Origin of the sequence: Kitasatospora sp. NPDC098652 (assembly GCF_044760155.1) — a bacterium.
Taxonomy (GTDB): domain Bacteria; phylum Actinomycetota; class Actinomycetes; order Streptomycetales; family Streptomycetaceae; genus Kitasatospora.
This window is the reverse complement of sequence record NZ_JBIWAQ010000002.1, coordinates 483,464-505,045: the sequence shown is the minus strand read 5'-3', so window position 1 is coordinate 505,045 and position 21,582 is coordinate 483,464. Positions and strand designations below refer to the sequence as shown.

The 21,582-nt window shown below is 75.9% G+C and carries 11 protein-coding genes; 10 read left to right on the top strand and 1 reads right to left on the bottom strand.

All coding sequences use genetic code 11. The features are described 5' to 3' along the window. The first annotated feature begins 40 nt into the window (after positions 1-40). The 9 genes from ACIQWA_RS06165 to ACIQWA_RS06125 all read left to right on the top strand — a co-directional run bounded on the left by ACIQWA_RS06165 (position 41) and on the right by ACIQWA_RS06125 (position 10,672). Positions 41-1,981 carry an FAD/NAD(P)-binding protein gene (locus tag ACIQWA_RS06165; protein ID WP_402478755.1) on the top strand — a complete coding sequence of 647 codons (1,941 nt, stop codon included), beginning with the start codon at positions 41-43 and terminating at the stop codon, positions 1,979-1,981. Positions 1,982-2,056: 75 nt separating this feature from the next. After that, positions 2,057-3,538: an adenylosuccinate lyase family protein gene (locus ACIQWA_RS06160; protein WP_402478754.1), complete on the top strand. Its 1,482-nt coding sequence runs from the start codon at positions 2,057-2,059 to the stop codon at positions 3,536-3,538. 10 nt (positions 3,539-3,548) lie between these two features. Continuing rightward, entirely contained in the window at positions 3,549-4,814 is a 1,266-nt protein-coding gene (locus ACIQWA_RS06155) for an MFS transporter (RefSeq protein ID WP_402478751.1), read from the top strand. A gap of 67 nt (positions 4,815-4,881) precedes the next feature. Further along, on the top strand, positions 4,882-6,465 hold the full coding sequence (locus ACIQWA_RS06150) for an amino acid adenylation domain-containing protein (protein ID WP_402478749.1): 1,584 nt from the start codon (positions 4,882-4,884) through the stop codon (positions 6,463-6,465). 17 nt (positions 6,466-6,482) lie between these two features. After that, a complete protein-coding gene (locus ACIQWA_RS06145) occupies positions 6,483-6,716 on the top strand; it encodes a phosphopantetheine-binding protein (RefSeq protein WP_360237721.1) in 234 nt (77 codons plus the stop codon). Further along, positions 6,713-8,032, top strand: a complete 1,320-nt coding sequence (locus ACIQWA_RS06140) for an FAD-dependent oxidoreductase (protein WP_360237719.1) — start codon at positions 6,713-6,715, stop codon at positions 8,030-8,032. Before ACIQWA_RS06145 ends, ACIQWA_RS06140 begins: the two co-directional genes overlap by 4 nt. A 110-nt stretch (positions 8,033-8,142) precedes the next feature. Then, a complete protein-coding gene (paaI, locus tag ACIQWA_RS06135; RefSeq protein WP_402478745.1) occupies positions 8,143-8,613 on the top strand; it encodes a hydroxyphenylacetyl-CoA thioesterase PaaI in 471 nt (156 codons plus the stop codon). Further along, the gene (locus tag ACIQWA_RS06130; RefSeq protein WP_402478743.1) at positions 8,610-9,293 is read left to right on the top strand and encodes a TIGR03086 family metal-binding protein; all 684 of its coding nucleotides are present in this window, start codon (positions 8,610-8,612) and stop codon (positions 9,291-9,293) included. The genes paaI and ACIQWA_RS06130 overlap by 4 nt, the downstream gene beginning before the upstream one ends. After that, positions 9,290-10,672: an MFS transporter gene (locus ACIQWA_RS06125; protein WP_402478740.1), complete on the top strand. Its 1,383-nt coding sequence runs from the start codon at positions 9,290-9,292 to the stop codon at positions 10,670-10,672. Before ACIQWA_RS06130 ends, ACIQWA_RS06125 begins: the two co-directional genes overlap by 4 nt. On the opposite strand, the gene ACIQWA_RS06120 is transcribed toward ACIQWA_RS06125, so the two are convergent. Beyond that, complete coding sequence (locus ACIQWA_RS06120; protein ID WP_402478737.1) at positions 10,633-11,598, bottom strand: LysR family transcriptional regulator; 966 nt, start codon at positions 11,596-11,598, stop codon at positions 10,633-10,635. The genes ACIQWA_RS06125 and ACIQWA_RS06120 overlap by 40 nt on opposite strands. A 475-nt stretch (positions 11,599-12,073) precedes the next feature. On the opposite strand from ACIQWA_RS06120, the gene ACIQWA_RS06115 reads away from it, so the two are divergent. Continuing rightward, positions 12,074-21,571: an SDR family NAD(P)-dependent oxidoreductase gene (locus ACIQWA_RS06115; protein WP_402478735.1), complete on the top strand. Its 9,498-nt coding sequence runs from the start codon at positions 12,074-12,076 to the stop codon at positions 21,569-21,571. Positions 21,572-21,582 lie beyond the last annotated feature (11 nt).

Here is a 21,582-nt window from a genome sequence, read left to right as displayed (position 1 = left end):
CGGCTCCACCTCCACTCCTTCACGGCTACCAGGAAGAGCTATGTCAGGAGAGAAGCAGACACGTGCGATCGGCGTCATCGGCGCCGGTCCCCGGGGTCTCTCCGTCGTGGAACGGTTAACCGTCAACGCGACGGAGGGCGGCCACCCGGTCGTGATCCACGTGGTGGATCCGTACGTCGGCAGCGGCGGCCGGGTCTGGGACGTCACGCAGCCGACCGAACTGCTGATGAACACGGTGGCCTCGCAGGTCACCATGTTCACCGACCCGAGCGTCACCTGCGAAGGCCCGATACGTCCGGGACCGAGCCTGTACGAGTGGGCGAAGCTGGACATCGAGCTGGAGCCCCTCGAGTACCCGGAGTGGGTGAGCAAGGAGGCCGCGGAGCTCGGCCCGGACTCCTACCCCTCCCGGGCCTTCTACGGCCACTACCTGGTCTGGGTGCTCGACCGCCTGGTCAGCACGGCCCCCGACCACGTCTCGATCCGGCTGCACCGCAACACCGCGGTGAGCCTGACCGAGGCCGAGGACGGTTCGCAGATCGTCACCCTGGACGACGGCAGCGGACTGCTGCTGGACAGCGTCGTCCTGGCCCAGGGGCACCTGGACATGCCGCCGAGCGCCGGCGAACTGGGCCTGGACGGCTACGCCCGGGCGCAGGGCCTCGGCTACCTGCCGCCGACCAACCCGGCCGAGGCCGACCTGGACTTCGTCGCCCCGGGCCAGCCGGTCGCGCTGCGGGGACTGGGGCTCAACTTCTTCGACTACCTGACGCTGCTGACCACCGGCCGCGGCGGCACCTTCGTCCGGGAGGGCGAGCGGCTGCGCTACCGCCCGTCCGGCCGGGAGCCGTTGATGTACGCCGGCTCCCGGCGCGGCATCCCGTACCACGCGCGCGGCGAGAACCAGAAGGGCGCCTTCGGGCGCCACTGGCCCAACTCCCGCACCATGGAACGGATCAACGTGCTGCGCGAGCAGCGCCGGCAGGGCGCGGAGGTCGAGTTCACCCGGCACATCTGGCCGCTGGTCGACCGCGAGGTCACCGGGGTCTACTACCACGCGCTGATCTCCGAGCGGCTCGGTGGCGAGCAGGCCGACGCCTTCCTGCGGGAGTACGGCGACCGGCTGCCGGGCGCGGACGACGAGGAGTTGCTCGGCCGGTTCGGCCTCGGGCCGGCCGACCGCTGGGACTGGGAGGCGATCGCCCGGCCGTACGGGGACCGCAAGTTCCTCAGCCGGGTCGAGTTCCAGGACTGGCTGCTCGGCCACCTGCGGCAGGACCTGGTGGAGGCCCGGCGCGGCAACGTCCGAGGGGCGCTGAAAGCGGCCCTGGACGTCATGCGGGACCTGCGCAACGAAGTCCGGCTGCTGGTCGACCACGCCGGGATCACCGGCGAGTCCTACCGCGACGAGCTGCAGGCCTGGTACACGCCGCTCAACGCCTACGTCTCGATCGGTCCGCCGCCCAGACGGATCGAGGAGCTGATCGCCCTGGTCGAGGCGGGCGTGGTGACCATGCTCGCCCCCGGCATGCGGGTCACGCCCGCACCGGCGGGGGCCGGGTTCACGGTCGACTCCACGTCCGTTCCCGGTGGGGAGGTCGAGGTGACCGCGCTGATCGAGGCGCGGCTGCCCGAGGTCGACATCCGCACCACCGAGGACCCGCTGGTCCGCAACCTGCTGGAGCGCCGGGCCTGCCGGCCGTACCTGATCCCCACCGGCACCGACGGGCACGTCGAGACCGGCGGGCTGACGGTCACCGAGCGGCCGTACCGGCTGGTCGACGCGGCGGGCCGGGTGCACCCGTACCGCTACGCCTTCGGGGTGCCGACCGAGACGGTGCACTGGGCGACCGCGGCCGGGATCCGGCCCGGGGTCGACTCGGTGATCCTCGGCGACGCCGACGCGATCGCCCGGGCCTGCCTGTCGGCCGAACCGGGCCAGCGCTCGCCGTCGGCGGTGCGGGTGCGGGTCACCCTCTGAGGGGCGGGCGCAACCGCACCACCCGGTGGCCCCGGCCACCGGTCGTACCGACAAGTACCTTGAGAAAGTCCTGAGTTGAACATCCAGAAGGAGGACCGCGCAGTGCCCGACCAGACCGCGTCCGATTCGACCGTCCGCCGACCGAGCGGCAGTGACCGCGCACCGGTGAGCGTCGACGCCGGACTGCTCTCACCGGTCTGGGCGGGCACCGACGCGCTCCGAACCCTGGGCGACGAGGCATGGGTCGCCGCGATGCTGGAGACCGAGGTCGCGCTGGCCCGTGCCCAGGCGTCCCTCGGCGTGATACCCGCCGACCTGGCGGGAGCGATCGCCGAGGGCGCCGCGAGAGCCCGGATCGACGTCGTGGAGCTGGCCGCCGAGGCCCGCGGCGCCGCCAACCCGGTCGTCGTCCTGGTCCGGGAGCTGACGGCGGCGGTCGCCGCCGTCGACCCCGCCGCCGCCGGGTACGTGCACCTCGGCAGCACCAGCCAGGACATCCTGGACTCGGCCGCGATGCTGCTCGGCGCGAGAGTGCTGGCGGACATCCGGCAGAACCTCTCCCGGGTGGCCGCGGCGCTGGCGAAGCTCGCCGACGAGCACCGGGCCACCCCGATGGCCGCCCGCACCCTGGCCCAGCACGCCGTACCCACCACCTTCGGGCTCAAGGCGGCCGGCTGGCTGGACTCGGTACTGGACACCGTCGAGCGGGTCGACCGCACCGCCGCCCTGCTGCCCGCCCAACTGGGCGGCGCGGCCGGCACGATGGCGGCCTACCAGGAGTACGCCGTGGCCACCCCGGCCGACCGGCCCGGCCACGGGATCGAGCTCGCGGCGCGCTTCGCCGCCGAACTCGGCCTGCGCGAGCCCTCCGCCCCCTGGCACAGCCTGCGCGTCCCGCTGAACGACCTCGGCTGGGTGCTCAGTTCCGTCACCGGGACGCTGGGGAAGTTCGCCCTGGACGTCCAGGGGATGTCCCGCACCGAGGTCGGCGAGGTCGCCGAACCGGCCGCCGCGGGCCGCGGCGTCTCCTCGGCGATGCCCCAGAAGCGCAACCCGGTGCTGGCCACCCTCATCATGGCGGCCGCCCGTCAACTGCCCGCCCAGGCCATGATCCTGGCCCAGAGCATGGTGGCCGAGGACGAGCGGGCGCCCGGCGCCTGGCACGCCGAGTGGCAGCCGCTGCGCGAGGCGCTGCGGCTGGCCTCGGGCGCGGCGTACACGGCCGTGGAGCTCGCCGAGGGCCTGGAGGTCTTCCCGGAGCGGATGCGGGAGAACCTGGCGCTCACCGGCGGCTCGATCGTCTCCGAGCGGCTGAACGTCGCCCTCGCCCCACTGCTGGGCAAGGCCGAGGCGAAGAAGCTGCTGGCCGAGTGCGCCCGCCGGTCCGCCTCCGGCGCGGGCTCGTTCACCGAGGTGATGGAGGCCCGGGCGGACCTGGTGGCCAAGCTGCCGGCCGGCGTCACCGTCCAGGACCTGCTGGCCCCCGAGGGCTACCTGGGTGCCGCCGAACAGCTGGTGGACCGCGTGCTGCGGCGCCACCAGGAGAACCACGCGTGAAGGAGCCAGCATGAGTGACCTCTCCCCGGCGGTACGCCCCCGCGGGCTGCGCGGTCCGGTGGCGTTCTGGCTGATCGCCACCACCCAGTGCCTGCTGCTGTTCGCCTCCAGCGCGCCGTCCCCGCTCTACGTGGTCTACCAGGCCAAGTGGGGCTTCTCCTCCATCACCCTGACCGAGGTGTTCGCGGCCTACGCCCTGGCGCTGCTGGTCGCGCTGCTGGTGGTCGGCGGACTGTCCGACTACATCGGCCGGCGGCCGGTGCTGCTCGCCGCGCTCGTCGTCGAGGTGGTCAGCATGGCGCTGTTCATCCGCGCCGACGGCGTCGCCTGGCTGATGGCCGCCCGGGTGGCGCAGGGCCTGGCCACCGGCGCCGCCACCGGGGCGACCAGCGCCGCGATGCTGGACCTCGCCCCGCAGCACCGGCCCAGGCTCGGCCCGCTGGTCAACAGCGCCGCGCCGATCGTCGGGCTGGCGCTGGGCGCGCTGGGCGCGGGCCTGCTGGTCCAGTACGCGCCGCACCCGCAGACCCTGGTGTACGCGCTGCTGCTCGCGGCCTTCGTGCTCTGCGCGCTGGCCGTCCCCGCGCTCGCCGAGACCTCCCCGCGCCGCCCGGGCGCGCCGGCCTCGCTGACGCCGCGGATGGGCATCCCGCGCGAGGCCAGGCCGATGTTCCTGGTGGTGGTGCCCTGCCTGTTCGCGGTCTGGGCGCTGGGCGGCCTCTACATGTCGCTCGGCCCGTCCATCGCGGCCGGCATCCTGCACATCTCCAACCACGTCATCGGCGGCCTGGTCATCTTCGCGCTGACCGGGACGGGGGCGGTCGGCTCGCTGCTGCGCCGCAACCACCCGCCGCGGCAGACCATGACCCTCGGCTTCGTGGCCTTCTTCGTCGGGGTCGGCGCCACCCTGGGCGCCCTGGCCGCGGCCTCCACCCCGCTGTTCTTCGTCGGCACGGTGATCGCCGGGTACGGCTTCGGGACGGGCTTCCTGAGCGCCTTCCAGACCGTCGGGCCGCTGGCCGGACCGGACGTCCGCGCCGAGCTGATCGCCAGCATGTACGTCGTCTGCTACCTGGGGTTCAGCCTGCCGGCCGTCGCCGCCGGGGTGGCCGTGGGCCACATCGGGCTGAAGTCCACCGCGACGGTGTACGGCATCGCCGTGATGGTGCTCGCGGTGGCCGCCACCGCGGGGCTGCTGGTGCAGCAGCGCAAGGAGCAGCGCCTGCGGCGGAGCGGGAGCGAGCCGGTGCCCGTCTCCGGTTCGGCGCGCCGTTGACCGGAGCGCGGCTCCCCGTCCACCTCCACGTCCACGTCCACGTCCCCGCCTACCTGAGGTGCTTCCCATGACTGACGACAACCGGCCGACCGGGTACGACCCGGTCGAGGTGGACGTCCTGCGCCGGTTCCTGCTGACCGCCCGGCGCGACCCGGACGCCGTCGCCGTCGTCGACGACACGTCGACCGTGAGCTACGGCGAACTGGAGCTGCGGGTACGGCGGATCGCCGCCCGGCTCGGCCCGGACTGCGGCACGGTGGCCGTGCTGACCTCCCGCTCCGCGGACACCGTGGCGGCGCTGCTCGGCGTGCTCGCGGCCGGCGGCACCTACTGCCCGATCGACCCCGCGTTCCCGCTGGAGCGCAAGGCCGCGCTGCTGGCGGCCGCCGGGGTGCGCAGCGCGATCGCCGCGGACCCCGGCCGGCTGCCCGCCGGGGTGCCGGTGCTGGACCCGTCCGACGCCGCGGGCACCGGGGAGCCCGAGGCCTTCCCGGCCGGCTGGCTGCCCGAGCCCGATCCGGCCGCCCCCGCCTACCTGCTGTTCACCTCGGGGTCGACCGGGCAGCCCAAGCCGGTGGTCACCCCGCGGCGGGCGATCGGTGCCTCGGTCGCCTCGCTGGCCACCCTGTTCGCGGTCGCCCCCGGCGACCGGGTGCTCCAGTTCGCCTCGCTCAACTGGGACACCTGCTTCGAGGAGATCCTGCCCGCGCTCACCGTCGGCGCCACCCTGGTCTTCGACGCGGACGCCTACTCGGCCTCCTTCCCGCGCTTCCTGCGGATGGTCGAGCGGCACCGGATCACCCTGGTGGACCTGCCCACGGCGTTCTGGCACGAGTTCGTCAACCACCTGACCGAGGAACGGGACCTGACCGAGGAGCAGGACCAGACCGAGGAGCGGGCCGCCCTGCCGGAGAGCCTGCGCACCGTCGTCATCGGCGGCGAGGCGGCCCGGCCGGCCCGGATCGACGACTGGTGCGCGCTGCCGGGCGCCGACGCGGTCCGCCTGGTCAACACCTACGGGTGCACCGAGACCACCCTGGTCACCCACGCGATCGACCTGCACGGACCGTTCGCCGCCCCGGCCCTCGCCCCGGAGGCCGGCCGGGTCGTCCCGATCGGCCGGGCGCTGCCGCACGTCCGGGAGCAGCTCAGCGAGGAGGGCGAACTGCTGATCGGCGGGGACGGGCTGGCGCTCGGCTACCGCGGTCTGCCGGAGGTCACCGCGGAACGGTTCGCCGAACTCGACCTGCCCGGTGCGCCGGGGCGCTACTTCCGCACCGGCGACCGGGTCCGCCGGGAGCCGGACGGCGTCCTCGTCCACCAGGGCCGCCTCGACGACGAGCTCAAGGTCCGCGGCATCCGGGTCAGCCCGGGCGAGGTCGAGGCCCAGATCTGCGCCCACCCGGACGTGGCGGCGGCCGCCGCCACCGGCGCCGCGCTGGGCGACCACACCGTCCTGGTCGCCTATGTGACACCCCGTCCGCACGCCGACACCGACACCCTCGCGGCCGGGCTCGCCCGCTACCTGCGCCGGTCGGGGCCGAGCCACCTCGTACCGTCCCGGATCACCGTGGTGCCCGAACTCGTCCTCACCGCGAGCGGCAAGGTCGACCGGCGCCGGACCCACCAGATGTACGCCACCAGCAACTGAAGCCAAGGAGAACGACCGTGTCCACCGTTGGTACCGTCGACAGCGTGATCGGCATCTTCGGCCGGGTCCTGGAATCCGACCAGGTGACCGCCGACTCGGACTTCTTCGACCTGGGCGGGGACTCCCTGCTCGCCACCCGGGTGCTCAGCGGGGTCGCCCGCGAGTTCGGCGCGGAGTTCGGCATCGCCGAGTTCATCGACGCCCCGACCCCGGCCGCCCTGGCCAAGCTGATCGAAGGTGCGGCCCGATGAGCGTCATCGTCGTCGGCGCCGGCCTGGCCGGGCTCACCGCCGCCACCGAACTCGCCGACAGAGGCGTCGAAGTGACCGTCCTGGAGGCCCGCGACCGGGTCGGCGGCCGCACCCACGGCATCGAGGTCGCCCCCGGCCAGTGGGCCGACGCGGGCGCCGCCTACCTCGGCGAGCGCCACACCGAGCTCAAGGCGCTGATCGAGCGGCTCGGCCTGGCCACCGCGCCCACCACCATGCTCGGCCAGAGCCGGTTCTCCCTGGGCGGCGACCCGGAGAGCACCGACGGCCGCTTCCCGCCGCTCAGCCCGATCGCCCTCGGCGAGATGTTCGACCTGCTGGACGAGGTCACCAAGGCGGTCCGCGCGGACGCCCCGCACCTCACCCCGGACGCGGAGCGGCTGGACCGGCTCACCGTGGCCGAGTGGGTCGAGCAGAACGTCCAGCACCCCGACGCCAAGCTGTTCTTCCCGCTGTTCCTCGGCGAGATGATGGCTGCCGACCCGGCCGACGTGTCGGTGCTGCACATGGCCTTCTACCTGAACTCCGGCGGAGGCATCCGCTACCTCAACGCCTTCCAGGGCGGCGCCCAGGAGGAGCGGGTCGACGGCGGTGCGCACCGGCTGAGCGAGCTGCTGGCGGAGAAGCTCGGCGACCGGGTGCTGCTCTCCCGGCCGGTGCGCCTGGTCGAGCAGATCGGCGACCGGGTCCGGGTCCACACCGACCAGGGCGTGCACGAGGGCGACAGCGTGGTCATCGCGCTGCCGCCGCTGCTGGCCGACACCATCGAGTTCCGGCCCGGGCTGCCCGCGCCGCGGTCGAGCTCGGCCACCGCCCGGGGCTGCGCCGTCAAGGTCCACCTGATCCACCCCAAGCCGCTCTGGCGCGACCACGGGCTGTCCGGCTGGTCGGTCAGCTCCGACGGGCCGCTGCTGTCCACCGTGGACGACTCGCCCCCCGGTGAGGGCGTCGGCATCCTGACCGGCTTCGTCACCGGCAGCGAGGCCCGGACCTTCGCGGCGCTTCCCGCCGAGGAGCAGCGCAGCGCCGTCCTGGCCCAGGCCCGGCGGCTGTTCCCGCAGCTGCCCGAGCCGATCGGCTACCACGTCACCGACTGGATCAACGAGGAGTACAGCCGCGGCTGCTACGCCGCGCTGTTCGGGCCGGGCGACTGGCTGGCCCAGGGCCCGCAGCTGACCGAGCCGTTCGGCCGGGTGCACTGGGCCGGCACCGAGACCAGCACCGAGTTCTTCGGGCTGATGGAGGGCGCGATCCGCTCGGGCCTGCGGGCGGCGGAGGAGATCGCTCCGGTCGACTGACCGGCCCCGAGCGACTGATATATCGTCACATCGCCGTGGTGGGTGCCGGTACCGATCGCGGTACCGGCACCCACCCGTGCCCAGGACCCGACAGCCCCAGGAGCCCACCCATGACCAGTGATTCGGCGGCGTCGGAGGCGGAGGCAACCGCCCGGCGCTGCGCGGAGGCCATGTACGCCGACGACCGGACGTGTCAGGCGCTCGGCATCACCATCGACCAGGTCGGCCCCGGCCGCGCCACCGCCCGCCTCAAGCTCGCCGACACCATGGTGAACGGCCACGGCACGGCGCACGGCGGATACCTGTTCCTGCTCGCCGACGCGGCCTTCGCCTACGCCTGCAACACCCATGGCGTCGCCACCGTGGCCCAGGCGGCCCAGGTGACCTTCCTGCGCCCGGCCTCGGCCGGGGACGAGCTGGCCGCCGAAGCGGTGGAGCGCTCCCGGTTCGGCCGCAGCGGGATCTACGACGTCACGGTGCGCCGGGCGGACGGCAAGGTGATCGCCGAGTTCCGCGGCCAGAGCCAGTCGCTGCCCGGCCAGCCCGTCTCCTCCTCCCGCCCGCAGTCGAAGGACCGGTGATCCCCATCAACACCACACCCGACATCCGGCCCTGGGACCGGCGGGCGCTCCAGGTCACCGAGGAGATCATCGACCGGGTCGGGGCCGAGGACCTCGACCGGCCGACCCCCTGCTCGGAGTGGACGCTGCACAAGCTGCTGGCCCACATGATCGGCCAGAACCACGGCTTCGCCGCCGCCGCCGAAGGCGTGCGGACCGAGCGCGCCGACTGGGCGGACCGCGAGTTCGGCGACGACTGGGCCGGCGCCTTCCGGGCCTCCTCGGCCCGGGTGAGCCGGGCCTTCGCCCGCGAGGGCGTGCTGGACGGCGAGTTCTGGCTGCCCGAGGTGCGCGGCGGACAGATGTTCCCGGCCCGTACGGCGATCGGCTTCCACTTCGTCGACTACGTGGTGCACGGCTGGGACGTGGCCGCCGCGATCGGGGTGCCCGCCGGGTACGAGCCCGAGCTGCTCGACGCGGTGCTCCCGTACGTCGAGGAGGTGCCGGACGGGAGCAACCGGCTCCAGCCCGGGTCCTCCTTCCGGCCGGGGCTGCCCACCGGCAGCACCGACCGGCTGGACCGGATCCTGGCGATGCTCGGACGCTCGCCCCGCTGGCCGGCCGAGCCGGGCGACGCGGCCGGAGCGGGTGCGCCGCTCTCCGGCTCCGCCGCGCCGGGGGAGCCGGGCGCCGGGGCGTGACCCGCGCGCGCGACCTCCCGCTGCTGCTGGCCGCCTCCTTCGCCGTCTTCTCCGACTACGCGCCGCTGGTCTCGGTGGTGCCGCTCTGGTCCGCGACCGGGGGCTCCTCGGGCGTCGGCGCCGGGGCGGCCACCGGGGTGACCATGGGCGCGGGCATCCTGGTGCAGCTGTGCATGGGCCGGCTGGTCCGGGTGCTCGGCCTGCGCCGGCTGCTGATCACCGGCTCCCTGCTGCTCAGCCTGCCGACGGCGGCCTACCTGCTGTCGCCCGCGCTGGGGTGGGTGCTGGCCGTCTCGGCCGTCCGGGGCGCGGGGTTCGGCATGGCCGCCGTGGCGGGCAGCGCGCTGGCCGCCGAACTGGCCCCGCCGGGCCGGCGGGCCTCGGTGGTCGGCTGGTACGGGGCCGCGGCGGGGCTGCCGCAGGTGATCTGCCTGCCGCTGGGGGTGTGGTGCGCGCAGACCTTCGGCTTCCCGGCGGTGTTCCTGGGCGCGACGGTGCTGGGCGGGCTCGCGGTGCCGCTCGCGTGGGCGCTGGTGGTGCCGTCCGCGGCGCCGGGCGGCGGGCCGGCCGTGGAGCCTGCCGCGGTGGAGGCGTCCGTGGCAGAGGCGCCCGTGGTGGAGGCGTCCGTGGTGGAGGCGTCCGTGCTGCCGCCGACGGCTCCGCCGCACCCGCCGGCCGGCGGATTCGCGCCGCTGGTCGGCCTGTTGGCGCTGCTGGCCGCGAGCGCGGCCGCGGTGGGCGGCGTCACCTCGTTCCTGGCCTTCGCGCTGCCGGCCCCGGGAGCGGCGGCCGTGGTGCTGTTCGCACTGTCCGCCGCCATGATCCTGGGCCGGCTGGCGGCGGGCGGGCTCGCCGACCGGATCGGCGAGGGCCGCACGCTGGTCCCGGCGGTGATCGCCGCGGCCCTCGGCACGGGCGGCATCGCCGCGGCGGTGCTGCTCACCGCTGCGGCGACGGTCCCGGCGGCCCTGGCGGCCGTGCTCTGCGGGGCGGGGTTCGGGGCGCTGCAGAACGAGACCCTGGTGCTGGTGTTCGCCCGGACCGGACCGGCCCGCCGCGGCATGGCCAGCACCGCCTGGAACATGGCGTACGACGTGGGCACCGGGGCCGGCTCCCTGCTGGTCGGTGTCGCCTCCCGGCTGGTCGGGGTCGGTGGGGCCTTCCTGCTGTCGGCCGCGGTGGTGGCCGCGGTCCTGCCGGGGGCGTGGGCGCGGCCGAAACCGGGGGAGTCGCAGCCCGGCCAGGAGCAGCCCGGCCAGGAGCAGCCCGGTCAGCAGCAGCCCGGTCAGCAGCAGCCCGGTGAGCAACAGCCGGGCGCGTCCGGCCCGCCGAAGCCCGGTCAGACCGGCGCGGGGACCGGGACCCGTCGGCGGACCTGACCCGGAACGGCGGCCTCCGCCATCCGGGCCGCGCAGTCCGCGATCGCCCGGATCCGGGCGTTCTCCTCGGCGGTGCGCCAGATCAGCGCCACCGGCGCCGGTGGCAGGTCGTGGATCCGGACGAACGCCACGTCCGGCTGGGCGTAGTAGCGGGCCACCGACTCCGCCAGCGGCGCCACCCCCTTCCCGGCGGCCACCAGGGACAGGATCTCCTGGCAGGTCTGCACCTCCTGCCCCCGGCGCAGCACGCGCCCGGCGGGCGTCGCCAGCGGCAGGTGGAAGTCCCGCCAGTAGTCGGGCGCGGTGTTGGCCAGCGCGAACACCGTCTCGTGCGCGATCTCCTCGATCGAGATCGACTGCCGCTCGGCGACCGGGTGGTCCAGGGCGACCGCCAGCATCCGCGACTCCAGGCCGATCACCGGCCCCACCGTGATGTCCGGCTCCTCGATCGGCAGCCGCGCCACCAGCGCGTCCACCTCGCCCCGGCGCAGCGGGCCGAGCAGGTCGCTGCACGCCACCTCGTGCAGGGTGATGTCGCACTCCGGGGCGTACGCCTGTCCGGCGCGTATCAGGCCCGCCGCGTACGACCCGCCGGCCGCGCCGGTGAAGCCCAGCCGCAGCTGTCCGTCGACGCCGCAGGCCTGGGCCACCGTCTCGGAGTACACGGCGGTCATCTCCTGGTAGAGCGGCCGCAACCGGTCGACCAGGCCCACCCCCAGTCTGGTCAGCCTGACCTGACGGCTGGTCCGCTCGAACAGCTGGCCGCCGATGCGCTGCTCCACGTCCCGCAGCGTCTGGCTGACCCTGGACTGCGACACGCGCAGTCTCCTGGCGGCCTGCCCGAAGTGCAGTTCCTCCCCGAGCGTCAACAGTGTCCGTACCTCCCGCAGGTCCAGCACCGGAACCGACCCCTCCCGAATAGACATGTCTGCCTCAACAGAACGCACGGTCCTTACAATGCCGCATGACCAGCCGCTTGTTCGGGTAATCCCCAGTCTCCCGAACTCGGAGGCTCCGGTCCACGCAGTGGCCGGATTCGTACGGTGGCGGCCGGCTCCCGGTGCGGCGGGCGAGCGCCCGGGCGGCCTCCCGGCGTGACCGGCGTCACGGACGGTGCGGGGCGGCGGAGTGTCCGGAGATCCCGACCTGACGGCCCGAGTGCGTCCATTCCTGACGGTACCGATACTCAATGAGGTATTGACGCGACTAAGGACGCTGATACTGTGTCGATCACGCAGACAGCTCAGGGGTGCGTGCCGACTACGGGGAACGGGGTCGGCGGGGGCCGGAGCTGGACCGGGTGACGGTGCATCAGGCCACTTGAGGGAGTGGCCCGTTGTGCCGTGCCCGGTCGCCTGCGGTCCGACAGTCCGGGTACACGGGGGTGCATCGATGCAGGGCATGGCTGGGCGCGAAGCGGACGGTCTCCCGCCCCGGGCGGTCGCGGTGGTCGGGATCGGCTGCCGCTTCCCGCAGGCGGACGGGCCGGAGGCGTTCTGGCGGCTGCTGCGGGCCGGCGGTGACGCCGTCACCGAGCGCCCCGGCGACCGGGGGCCGGCCCGCGGCGGCTTCCTCGACCGGGTGGACGGCTTCGACCCGGAGTTCTTCGGCATCTCCCGCCGCGAGGCCGTCGCGATGGACCCGCAGCAGCGGTTGGCGCTCGAACTGGCCTGGGAGGCCCTGGAGGACGCCAGGACCGGACCGGCCGGGCTCGCCGGCAGCCGGACCGGAGTCTTCCTCGGCGTGATCGCCGACGACTACGCCACGCTGCTGCACGGCCTCGGCCCCGACGCGGTCACCGGGCACACCCTGACCGGACTGCAACGCGGGGTGACCGCCAACCGGATCTCCTACGCGCTGGGCCTGCACGGGCCGAGCCTGGTGGTGGACACCGGACAGTCCTCCTCGCTGACCGCCGTGCACCTGGCCTGCGCCAGCCTGCGCAGCGGCGAGTCCGAACTCGCCCTGGCCGGCGGGGTGAGCCTGATCCTGGCGCCGCAGAGCACCCTGGCCCTGGAGCGGGCCGGGACGCTCTCGCCCGCCGGGCGCTGCCACACCTTCGACGCCCGCGCCGACGGCTACGTCCGCGGTGAGGGCGGCGGGGTGGTCGTCCTCAAGCTGCTGGAGGCCGCCGTCCGGGACGGCGACCGGATCCACGCCGTCATCCGCGGCAGCGCGCTGAACAACGACGGGGCCACCGAGACGCTGCCCACCCCCGGCCGGGAGTCGCAGCGGCGGGTGCTGCTCGCGGCCTGCGCCGACGCGGGCGTCGAGCCGGGCGAGGTCCAGTACGTCGAACTGCACGGCTCGGGCACCCGGGCCGGGGACCCGGTCGAGGCCGCCGCGCTCGGCGCGGCACTGGGCACCGCCCGGGCGGCGGGCGAACCCCTGCTGGTCGGATCGGTCAAGACCAACATCGGCCACCTGGAGGGCGTGGCCGGGATCGCCGGGTTCATCAAGGCCGTGCTGTGCGTCGGCGCGCGCGAGCTCGTGCCAAGCCTGAACCACACCGGGCCCGGCGGGCGGATCCCGCTGGACGAGCTCAACCTGGCGGTCAACACCGGGCTCCGGGACTGGCCGGCGCCGGAGCGCCCGCTGCTCGCCGGGGTCAGCTCCTTCGGCATCGGCGGTACCAACTGCCACGTGCTGCTGGCCGACTGGCGCGCGGGCGGGCCCGCACCGGCGGGCGGCCGGGGCGCGGCCGGGGCGCTGCCCTGGGTGCTCTCGGGGCGGGACGAAGGCGCGCTGCGGGACCAGGCGGAGCGGCTGCGGGCCCGGGTGACGGAGCGTCCGGAGCTCGAACCGGCCGCGGTGGGCCGCTCGCTCGCCGTCACCCGCAGCACCTTCGAACAGCGCTGCGTCGTCGTCGCGGACGACCGGGCGGCCTTCCTCGCCGCCCTGGCGGCACGGGCGGCCGGGCAGCCCTCGGCGGCCGTGATCGAGGGGCGGCACGACGGGCCGCCGATCCGCCCGGTCTTCGTCTTCCCCGGCCAGGGCTCCCAGTGGGCGGGCATGGCGGCGGAGCTGCTCGACGACTCGCCGGTCTTCGCCGAGCGGATCGAGGCCTGCGCGCAGGCCCTCCGCCCCTACGTGGACTGGTCGTTGACCGAGGTGCTGCGCGGCGCCGAGGGCGCGCCGGCCCTGGCGGGCGACGAGGTGATCCAGCCCGCGCTCTGGGCGGTGATGGTGTCGCTGGCCGCGCTGTGGCGCTCGGCCGGGGTGGAGCCCGCCGCCGTGGTGGCCCACTCCCAGGGCGAGATCGCCGCGGTCACCGCGGTGGGCGCGCTGTCGCTGGCGGACGGCGCGCGGATCGTCGCGCTGCGCAGCCGACTGCTGAACCGGATCGCCGGCCGCGGCGGACTGCTGTCCGTCGAACTGCCGGCCGGGGAGGTCGAGTCGGACCTCGCGACGGTGGACCGGGCGCTGTCGGTCGCGGCCGTCAACGGCCCCGCGCACACCGTGGTCGCCGGCCCGGCCGCTGCGCTCGACGCGCTGGCCGCCCACTACGGGCCGGGGGTGCGGACCCGCCGGGTGCCGATCGACTACGCCTCGCACAGCGCGGCCGTCGAGGAGCTGCGGGAGGACCTGCTCACCGCCTTCGCCGGGATCGCCCCGCGCGCCGTCGACGTGCCGTTCCACTCCACCGTCACGGCGGCGCCGGTGGACACCGCGGAGTTGGACGCCCGCTACTGGTACCGCAACCTGCGCGAGCCGGTGCGCTTCGGGCCGGCCGTCGAGCAGCTGCTGGACGCGGGCCACACCGCCTTCCTGGAGATCAGCCCGCACCCGGTGCTGGCGCTGGGCGTCCGGCAGGCGATCGACGCGCGCGGCGGCGCGGGCGCGGTGCTCGGCACCCTCCGGCGCGGGCGCGGGGACCGGCGCCGCTTCCTCACGGCGGCGGCCGAGGCCTTCGTCCGGGGCGTCGCGGTGGACTGGGCGGCGCTGCTGCCCGGCTCGGTGCCGCTGGTCGACCTGCCGACGTACCCGTTCCAGCGGCGCTCCTGCTGGCCGGCCGGGCTGCCGGGGGCGACGCCCGAGGTGGGAACAGCCTTGGCGGAGGCGGCAGTTCGGCCCGCCGTACTCCAGGCCGCGCCCGTCGTACCGCGGGCCCCCGTCGTGTCGCAGGCGCCCGTCGCCCCGCAGTTCCCCGCCGTACCGCAGGCCCCCGCCGTGGACCAGCGGGCGCTGTTGGAGCTGGTCCGCAGCCACACCGCCGTGGTGCTGGACGCCGGTTCGGCCGCCGAGGTCCGGCCCGGCCGGACCTTCCGGGAACTGGGCCTGGACTCCGCCATGGCGCTCGAACTGCGCGACCGGCTGTCGGCCGCGACCGGCCTGACGCTGGAGAGCACCGTCCTGTACGACCACCCGAGCCCGCTCGCCCTGGCCGCCGCGATCGGGGCGCTCCGGCCCGACCCGGCGCCGGTCGAGCAGCCCCCGGCACCGGCCCCAACCGGAGCGCCGGAGACGGACCTGACCGGAGCGCCGGAGCCGGACAGTTCGCCGGACCCCGACGAGGACGACCCCGTGGTCATCGTCGGCATGGCCTGCCGCTACCCCGGCGGGGTCCGCTCGCCCGAGGACCTGTGGCGCCTGGTCGACGCCGGGACGGACGCCACCGGGGACTTCCCGGAGGACCGCGGCTGGGACCTGGCCGCACTGTTCCACCCGGACCAGGAGCGGACCGGCACCTCGTACGTCCGCCGCGGCGGCTTCGTCCGGGACGCGCCGGACTTCGACGCGGAGTTCTTCGGGATCAGCCCCCGCGAGGCACTCGCCATGGACCCGCAGCAGCGGATCCTGCTGGAGGTCGCCTGGGAGGCGCTGGAGCGCGCCGGGATCGACCCGACGGCGCTGGCGGGCAGCCGGACCGGTGTGTTCGCCGGGGCGATGCACGCCGACTACGGGCCCGGCATGGAGACGGCCGGCCCCGGCGTCGCCGGGCACCTGCTGACCGGCACCAGCGTGAGCGTGGTCTCCGGCCGGATCGCCTACCTGCTCGGCCTGAACGGCCCCGCGCTGACCGTGGACACCGCCTGCTCGGCCTCGCTGGTGGCGCTGCACCAGGCGGTGCGCTCGGTGCGCTCCGGGGAGTGCACGCTCGCCCTGGCCGGCGGCGTCACCGTGATGGCCACCCCAGGCATGTTCGTGGAGCTCTCCCTCCAGCGGGTGCTGGCCGCCGACGGCCGCTGCAAGGCGTTCTCCGCGCAGGCGGACGGCACCGGCTGGGGCGAGGGCGCCGGCATGGTGGTGGTCGAGCGGCTCTCCGCCGCCCGCCGCCACGGCCACCCGGTGCTGGCGGTCGTCGCGGGCAGCGCCGTCAACTCCGACGGCGCCTCCAACGGGCTGTCCGCGCCGAACGGCCTCGCCCAGCAGCGCGTCATCCAGGACGCCCTCGCCGACGCCGGGCTCGCCCCGCGGCAGGTCGACGCCGTCGAGGCGCACGGCACCGGCACCGCCCTGGGCGACCCGATCGAGGCGAACGCCCTGCTGGCCACCTACGGGCAGGACCGGGCGGGGCAGCGGCCGCTCTGGCTGGGCTCGCTCAAGTCCAACATCGGGCACGCCCAGGCGGCGGCCGGTATCGGCGGCGTGATCAAGATGGTGCAGGCGATCCGGCACGCCACCCTGCCCGCGACCCTGCACGTCGACCGGCCGTCCCCGCACGTGGACTGGACGGCCGGGGCGGTGGCCCTGCTCGACCGGGCCCGGCCCTGGCCGCAGACCGGCGGGCCCCGGCGCGGCGGCGTCTCCTCCTTCGGGATCAGCGGCACCAATGCGCACGTCATTCTCGCCGAGCCGCCCGTCGTCGCGGCCGGTACTGCGGACACGGCGGACGCGCCGGGGACGGCGGAGCGGCCGCAGCGCCCGCCCGTGGTGCCCGTGGTGCTGTCGGCCCGCACCCCCGAGGCGCTGCGCGAGCAGGCCCGACGGCTGGCCGCCGCCCCGCTCGACCCGACCGCGGCCGCACCGGCCCTGACCGCCCGTACCGCCTTCGACGACCGCGCCGTGGTGATCGCCGCCGACCGCGCGGAGGCCGACCGGGCGCTGGACGCCCTGGCCCGCGGCGAGGAGCACCGCGCCGTCGTCACCGGCCGGGCCGGCGAGCCCGGGCGGACCGTCCTGGTCTTCCCCGGCCAGGGCGGCCAGTGGCAGGGGATGGCGGCGGCGCTCGCCGCCGAGAGCCCGGTCTTCGCGGCCCGGCTGGCCGAGTGCGAGCGGGCGCTCGCGCCGTACGTGGACTGGTCGTTGGCCGACGTCCTGGCCGGGGCGCCGCTGCTGGACCGGATCGACGTGGTGCAGCCCGCGCTGTGGGCCGTGATGGTGTCGCTGGCCGAACTGTGGCGCTCCGCCGGGGTCGTCCCGGACGCCGTGGTCGGCCACTCCCAGGGCGAGATCGCCGCCGCCGTGGTGGCCGGGGCGCTCTCGCTGGAGGACGGCGCCCGCGCCATCGCGCTGCGCAGCAGCGTGGCGATCGAGCTGATGGGCAAGGGCGCGATGGCCGTCGTCCCGCTGCCCGCGGCGCGGGTGCGGGAACGGCTCGTCGAACCGCTGGCCGTCGCCGCGATCAACGGCCCCGGCAGTACGGCGGTGGCCGGGCCGCCGGCGGCGATCGCCGAACTGGTCGACGGCTACCGGGCCGAGGGCGTCGAGGCCCGGGTGATCCCGGCCGCCTTCGCCTCGCACTGCCCGGCGGTCGAACCGATCCGGGACCGGATCCTGGCCGGGCTGGCGCCGCTGGCCCCGCGCGGCGGCGGCACGGCGCTGATGTCCTCGGTCACCGCCGACTGGCAGGACGGCGCCGGGCTGGACGCCTCCTACTGGTACGCCAACCTGCGGCACACCGTGCGCTTCCAGGAGGCCGTCGAGGCGCTGATCGCCGCCGGCCACACCACCTTCGTCGAGGTCGGCCCGCACCCGGTGCTGGTCGGCAGCATCGGCCGGATCCTGGAGGAGGCCGGGGTCGAGGGGACGGTGACCGGCTCGCTGCGCCGCGAGGACGGCGGACTGCGCCGCTTCCTCACCTCCGCCGCCGAGGCCCACGTCCGGGGCCTGCCGGTCGCCTGGGACCGGCTCACCGGCCCCGCCGCCGGAACCGCTGCCGCCGCCGACTGCCCCGAGCTGCCCACCTACCCCTTCCAGGGGCGCCGCTACTGGCTCACCGCCACCGCCGGACCGACCGGCACCGCCGACCTCGGCCAGGCCCCGGCCGACCACCCGCTGCTCGGCGCGGCCGTCGAACTCGGCGACGGCGAGACGGTGTTCACCGGACGGCTGGCCGTCCGCAGCCACCCCTGGCTGGCCGACCACGCCCTCGCCGGGACGGTCGTGCTGCCCGGCAGTGCCTTCCTGGACCTGGCCCTGCACGCGGGTGCCCGGTCCGGGGCCGCCCGGATCGAGGAACTGACCGTCACCGCACCGCTGGTGCTGCCCGCGGACGGCGCCGTCGACCTGCGGGTCCGGATCACCGGCGAGGACGGGGCCGGGCTGCGGACCTGCCGGATCTCCAGCCGGGCGACCGGCGCGGCGACAAGCGGGGCGACCGGCGGGGAGTGGACCGAGCACGCCACCGGCACCCTCGCGGTCGCGAGCCCCGCCGCCGTACCCGCGCCGGAGGCCGGGGAGTGGCCGCCGGCCGGTGCCGTGCCGGTGCCGCCGGAGCGCGCGTACCAGGACCTCGCCCTGCACGGCCACGCCTACGGGCCGGTGTTCCAGGGGCTGCGGGCCGCCTGGCGGCGCGACGGTGAGCAGTTCGCCGAGGCCGTCCTGCCCGAGCCGGCCGCCGAGGCCGCCGGGGCCCATCAGCTGCACCCCGCCCTGCTCGACGCCGCCCTGCACGGGCTGATCGCCGAAGCGCTGGAGCGGCAGGGGCGGCGCACCCAGCCGCTGCGCTGGCGCGGCGTGTCGCTGACCGGCGGGGCCGGCCCGACGGCCCTGCGGGTGCACGCGGAGCCCGCCGGGGACGGCGGCTTCCGGCTGACCCTGCGGGACGCCTCGGGGGCCGCGGTGGGGCTGGTCGAGTCGGTGGAGCTGTGTCCGGTCGCGGAGACCGGCGGCTCGGTCGATCCCGAGGCCGCCGCGCGGGACTCGCTGTTCGCGCTGGACTGGGAGCAACTGAAGCCGTCCGAGGCGGAGTTGACTGAACATCAGCAGACTGTCCGCTGGGAGGACCTCGACCTGGAGGCGCTGTGCACGGCGGCCGAGCCGACCGTGCACGTCCTGGTGGACTGTCCGGCGGGTACGGACGGGACCGATCCGGCGACGGCGGCCCGTACCGTGACCCGTCGGACGCGGGACCTGCTCGGCCGCTGGCTGGCCGAGGAGCGGCTCGCCGGGGTCCGGCTGGTGCTGGTGACCCGTGGGGCGGTCGCCGTCCGGGACGGCGAGACCGTCCGGGACCTCGCCCAGGCGGCGGCCTGGGGGCTGGTGCGGACGGCCCAGGTCGAGCACCCGGGCCGGTTCGTCCTGGTCGACCTCGCCGCCGACCCGGCCGACCCGGCCGACCCGGCCGACCCGGCCGACCCGGCCGGTGCTGCCAGTGCGCTCGGTACCGCCGGGGTGCCGGCCGCCGCCCTGGCGCCGGAGGAGCACCAGCTGGCCGTCCGGGACGGTGCCGTCCTGGTGCCCAGGCTGCGATCCGCGGCGGGGGAGCGCGCGCTGACCGTACCGGCGGACGCGGCGGCCTGGCGGCTGGACCTGTCCCGGCCCGGCACCCTCGACGCCCTGGAGCTCCGCTCCTGCCCCGAGGCCGCCGCGGCACCGGGCCCCGGCCTGGTCCGGATCGCGGTCCGCGCCGCCGGGCTCACCTTCCACGACGTCCTGGGCGCGCTGGACCTGCACGCCGGGGACCCGGGCCCGCTCGGGCTGGAGGGCGCGGGCGTGGTCACCGCGACCGGTCCCGGGGTCACCGGGCTGGCCGTCGGCGACCGGGTGATGGGCCTGTTCCCCGCCGCCTTCGGCACCGTCGCCCACGCCGACCACCGCACCCTGGTGCGGATCCCCGAGGGCTGGTCCTTCACCCGGGCCGCCGCCGTGCCGGTCGCCCACCTGGCCGCCATGCACGCGCTGGTCGAACTGGGCGGGGTGCGCGCGGGCGACGCCGTGCTGATCCACGCCGGGGCGGGCGGCGTCGGCACGGCCGCCGTCCAACTCGCCCGGCACCTGGGTGCGGAGGTCTTCGCGACCGCCGCCCCCGCGAAGTGGCCCGCGCTGCGCGCCCTCGGGGTGGACGACGACCACCTGGCCTCCTCGCGGGAGCCCGGCTTCGGCGAGCGGTTCGCCGAACTTGCCTCCGGCGCACGGGGGATGGCGGTGGTGCTGAACTCGCTGACCGGGGAGCTCGTCGACGAGTCGCTGCGGTCGCTGCGCCCGGGCGGCCTGCTGGTCGAACTCGGCCGGGCCGACCGGCGCGACCCCGCCGAGGTGGCCGCCGCCCACCCCGGCGCCCGCTACCGGGCGATGAACCTGCTGGAGCTGCCGCCCGAGCACCTCGGCCGGCTGCTGCGCCGGGTGGTCGAGCTGTTCGCCGAGGGCGCGTTCGGCCGGGCCCCGGTGACCGACCTGGACGTGCGGCGCGCCCCCGAGGCCTTCGGGCTGCTGAGCCGGGGCGGGCACGTCGGCAAGGTCGTGCTGACCGTGCCGCCGGTCCTCGACCCGGACGGGACCGTCCTGGTCACCGGCGGGACGGGCGCCATCGGCCGGGCCCTCGCCCGGCACCTGGTCACCGCCCACGGCGCCCGGCGGCTGCTGCTGGCCGGACGGCGCGGCGCGGCGGCGCCCGGCGCGGCCGAACTCGCCGCCGAACTGGCGCAGTCGGGCGCCGAGGTGCGGTTCGCGGCGGTCGACGTCGCCGACCGGGCCGCCGTGGCCGCGATGATCGCGGCCGTCCCCGAGCGGCACCCGCTGACCGCGGTGGTGCACGCCGCGGGCGTGGTGGACGACGCCCCGATCACCTCGCTCACCCCCGACCGGATCGACCGGGTGATGCGGACCAAGGCCGACGGCGCCTGGCACCTGCACGAGTTGACCATCGGCCACCCGCTCACCGCCTTCGTGCTGATCTCCTCGGTGATGGCGACGCTCGGCGGCGCCGGGCAGGGCGGCTACACCGCCGCCAACGCCTTCCTGGACGCGCTCGCCCGGCACCGCCGCACCCAGGGCCTGCCCGGGCTCGCCCTCGGCTGGGGCCTGTGGGACGACCCGGACGGCATGCTCGGCGGGCTGAGCGCCGCCGACCGCGCCCGCTTCGCCCGGGCCGGACTGGTCGCGATGGCGCCCGAGCTGGGCCTCGCCCTGCTGGACGCGGCCCTGCCGTCCCCGCATGCCGCCCTGCTGCCCGCCCGGCTGGACCGGGCGGCGCTGCGCGAGCTCGGCGGCGAGCTGCCGCCGGTGCTGCGCGAGGTCCTGGCGGCCGCCGGTGCGCAGCGGCCGGGGCACGCCCCCGGGCGGCGGAACCGGCCGTTGCGGGAGGGGCTGGCCGGGCTGGGCGCCGACGAACGCGCCGAGCTGCTGGCCGAGCTGATCCGCACCCAGATGGCGGCCGTACTGGGCTGCCGTCCCGAGGCCGTCCCGGCCGACCGGCCGTTCGGCGAGCTCGGCTTCGACTCGCTCACCTCGGTCGAGTTCCGCAACCGGCTCGGCGCGGCGACCGAGGTCAAGCTGCCTGTCACCCTGCTGTTCGAGGCGCCGACGCTGCCGGAGCTGGTCGCGGTGCTGGACGCCGCGCTCGTACCGGCCGAGCCGGTGGCAGCCGAGCCGATGGCAGCGGTGCCGGAGCCGGAGCCGCAGCCGACAGCGGAGACGGCGGCGGACACGGCCGATCCGGCGGAGGACGTGACGGCGCTGATCGAAGCCGCCACCGCCGAGGAGCTGTTCGCCTTCATCGACCGTCAGCTCGCCTGACCCCTCGCCTC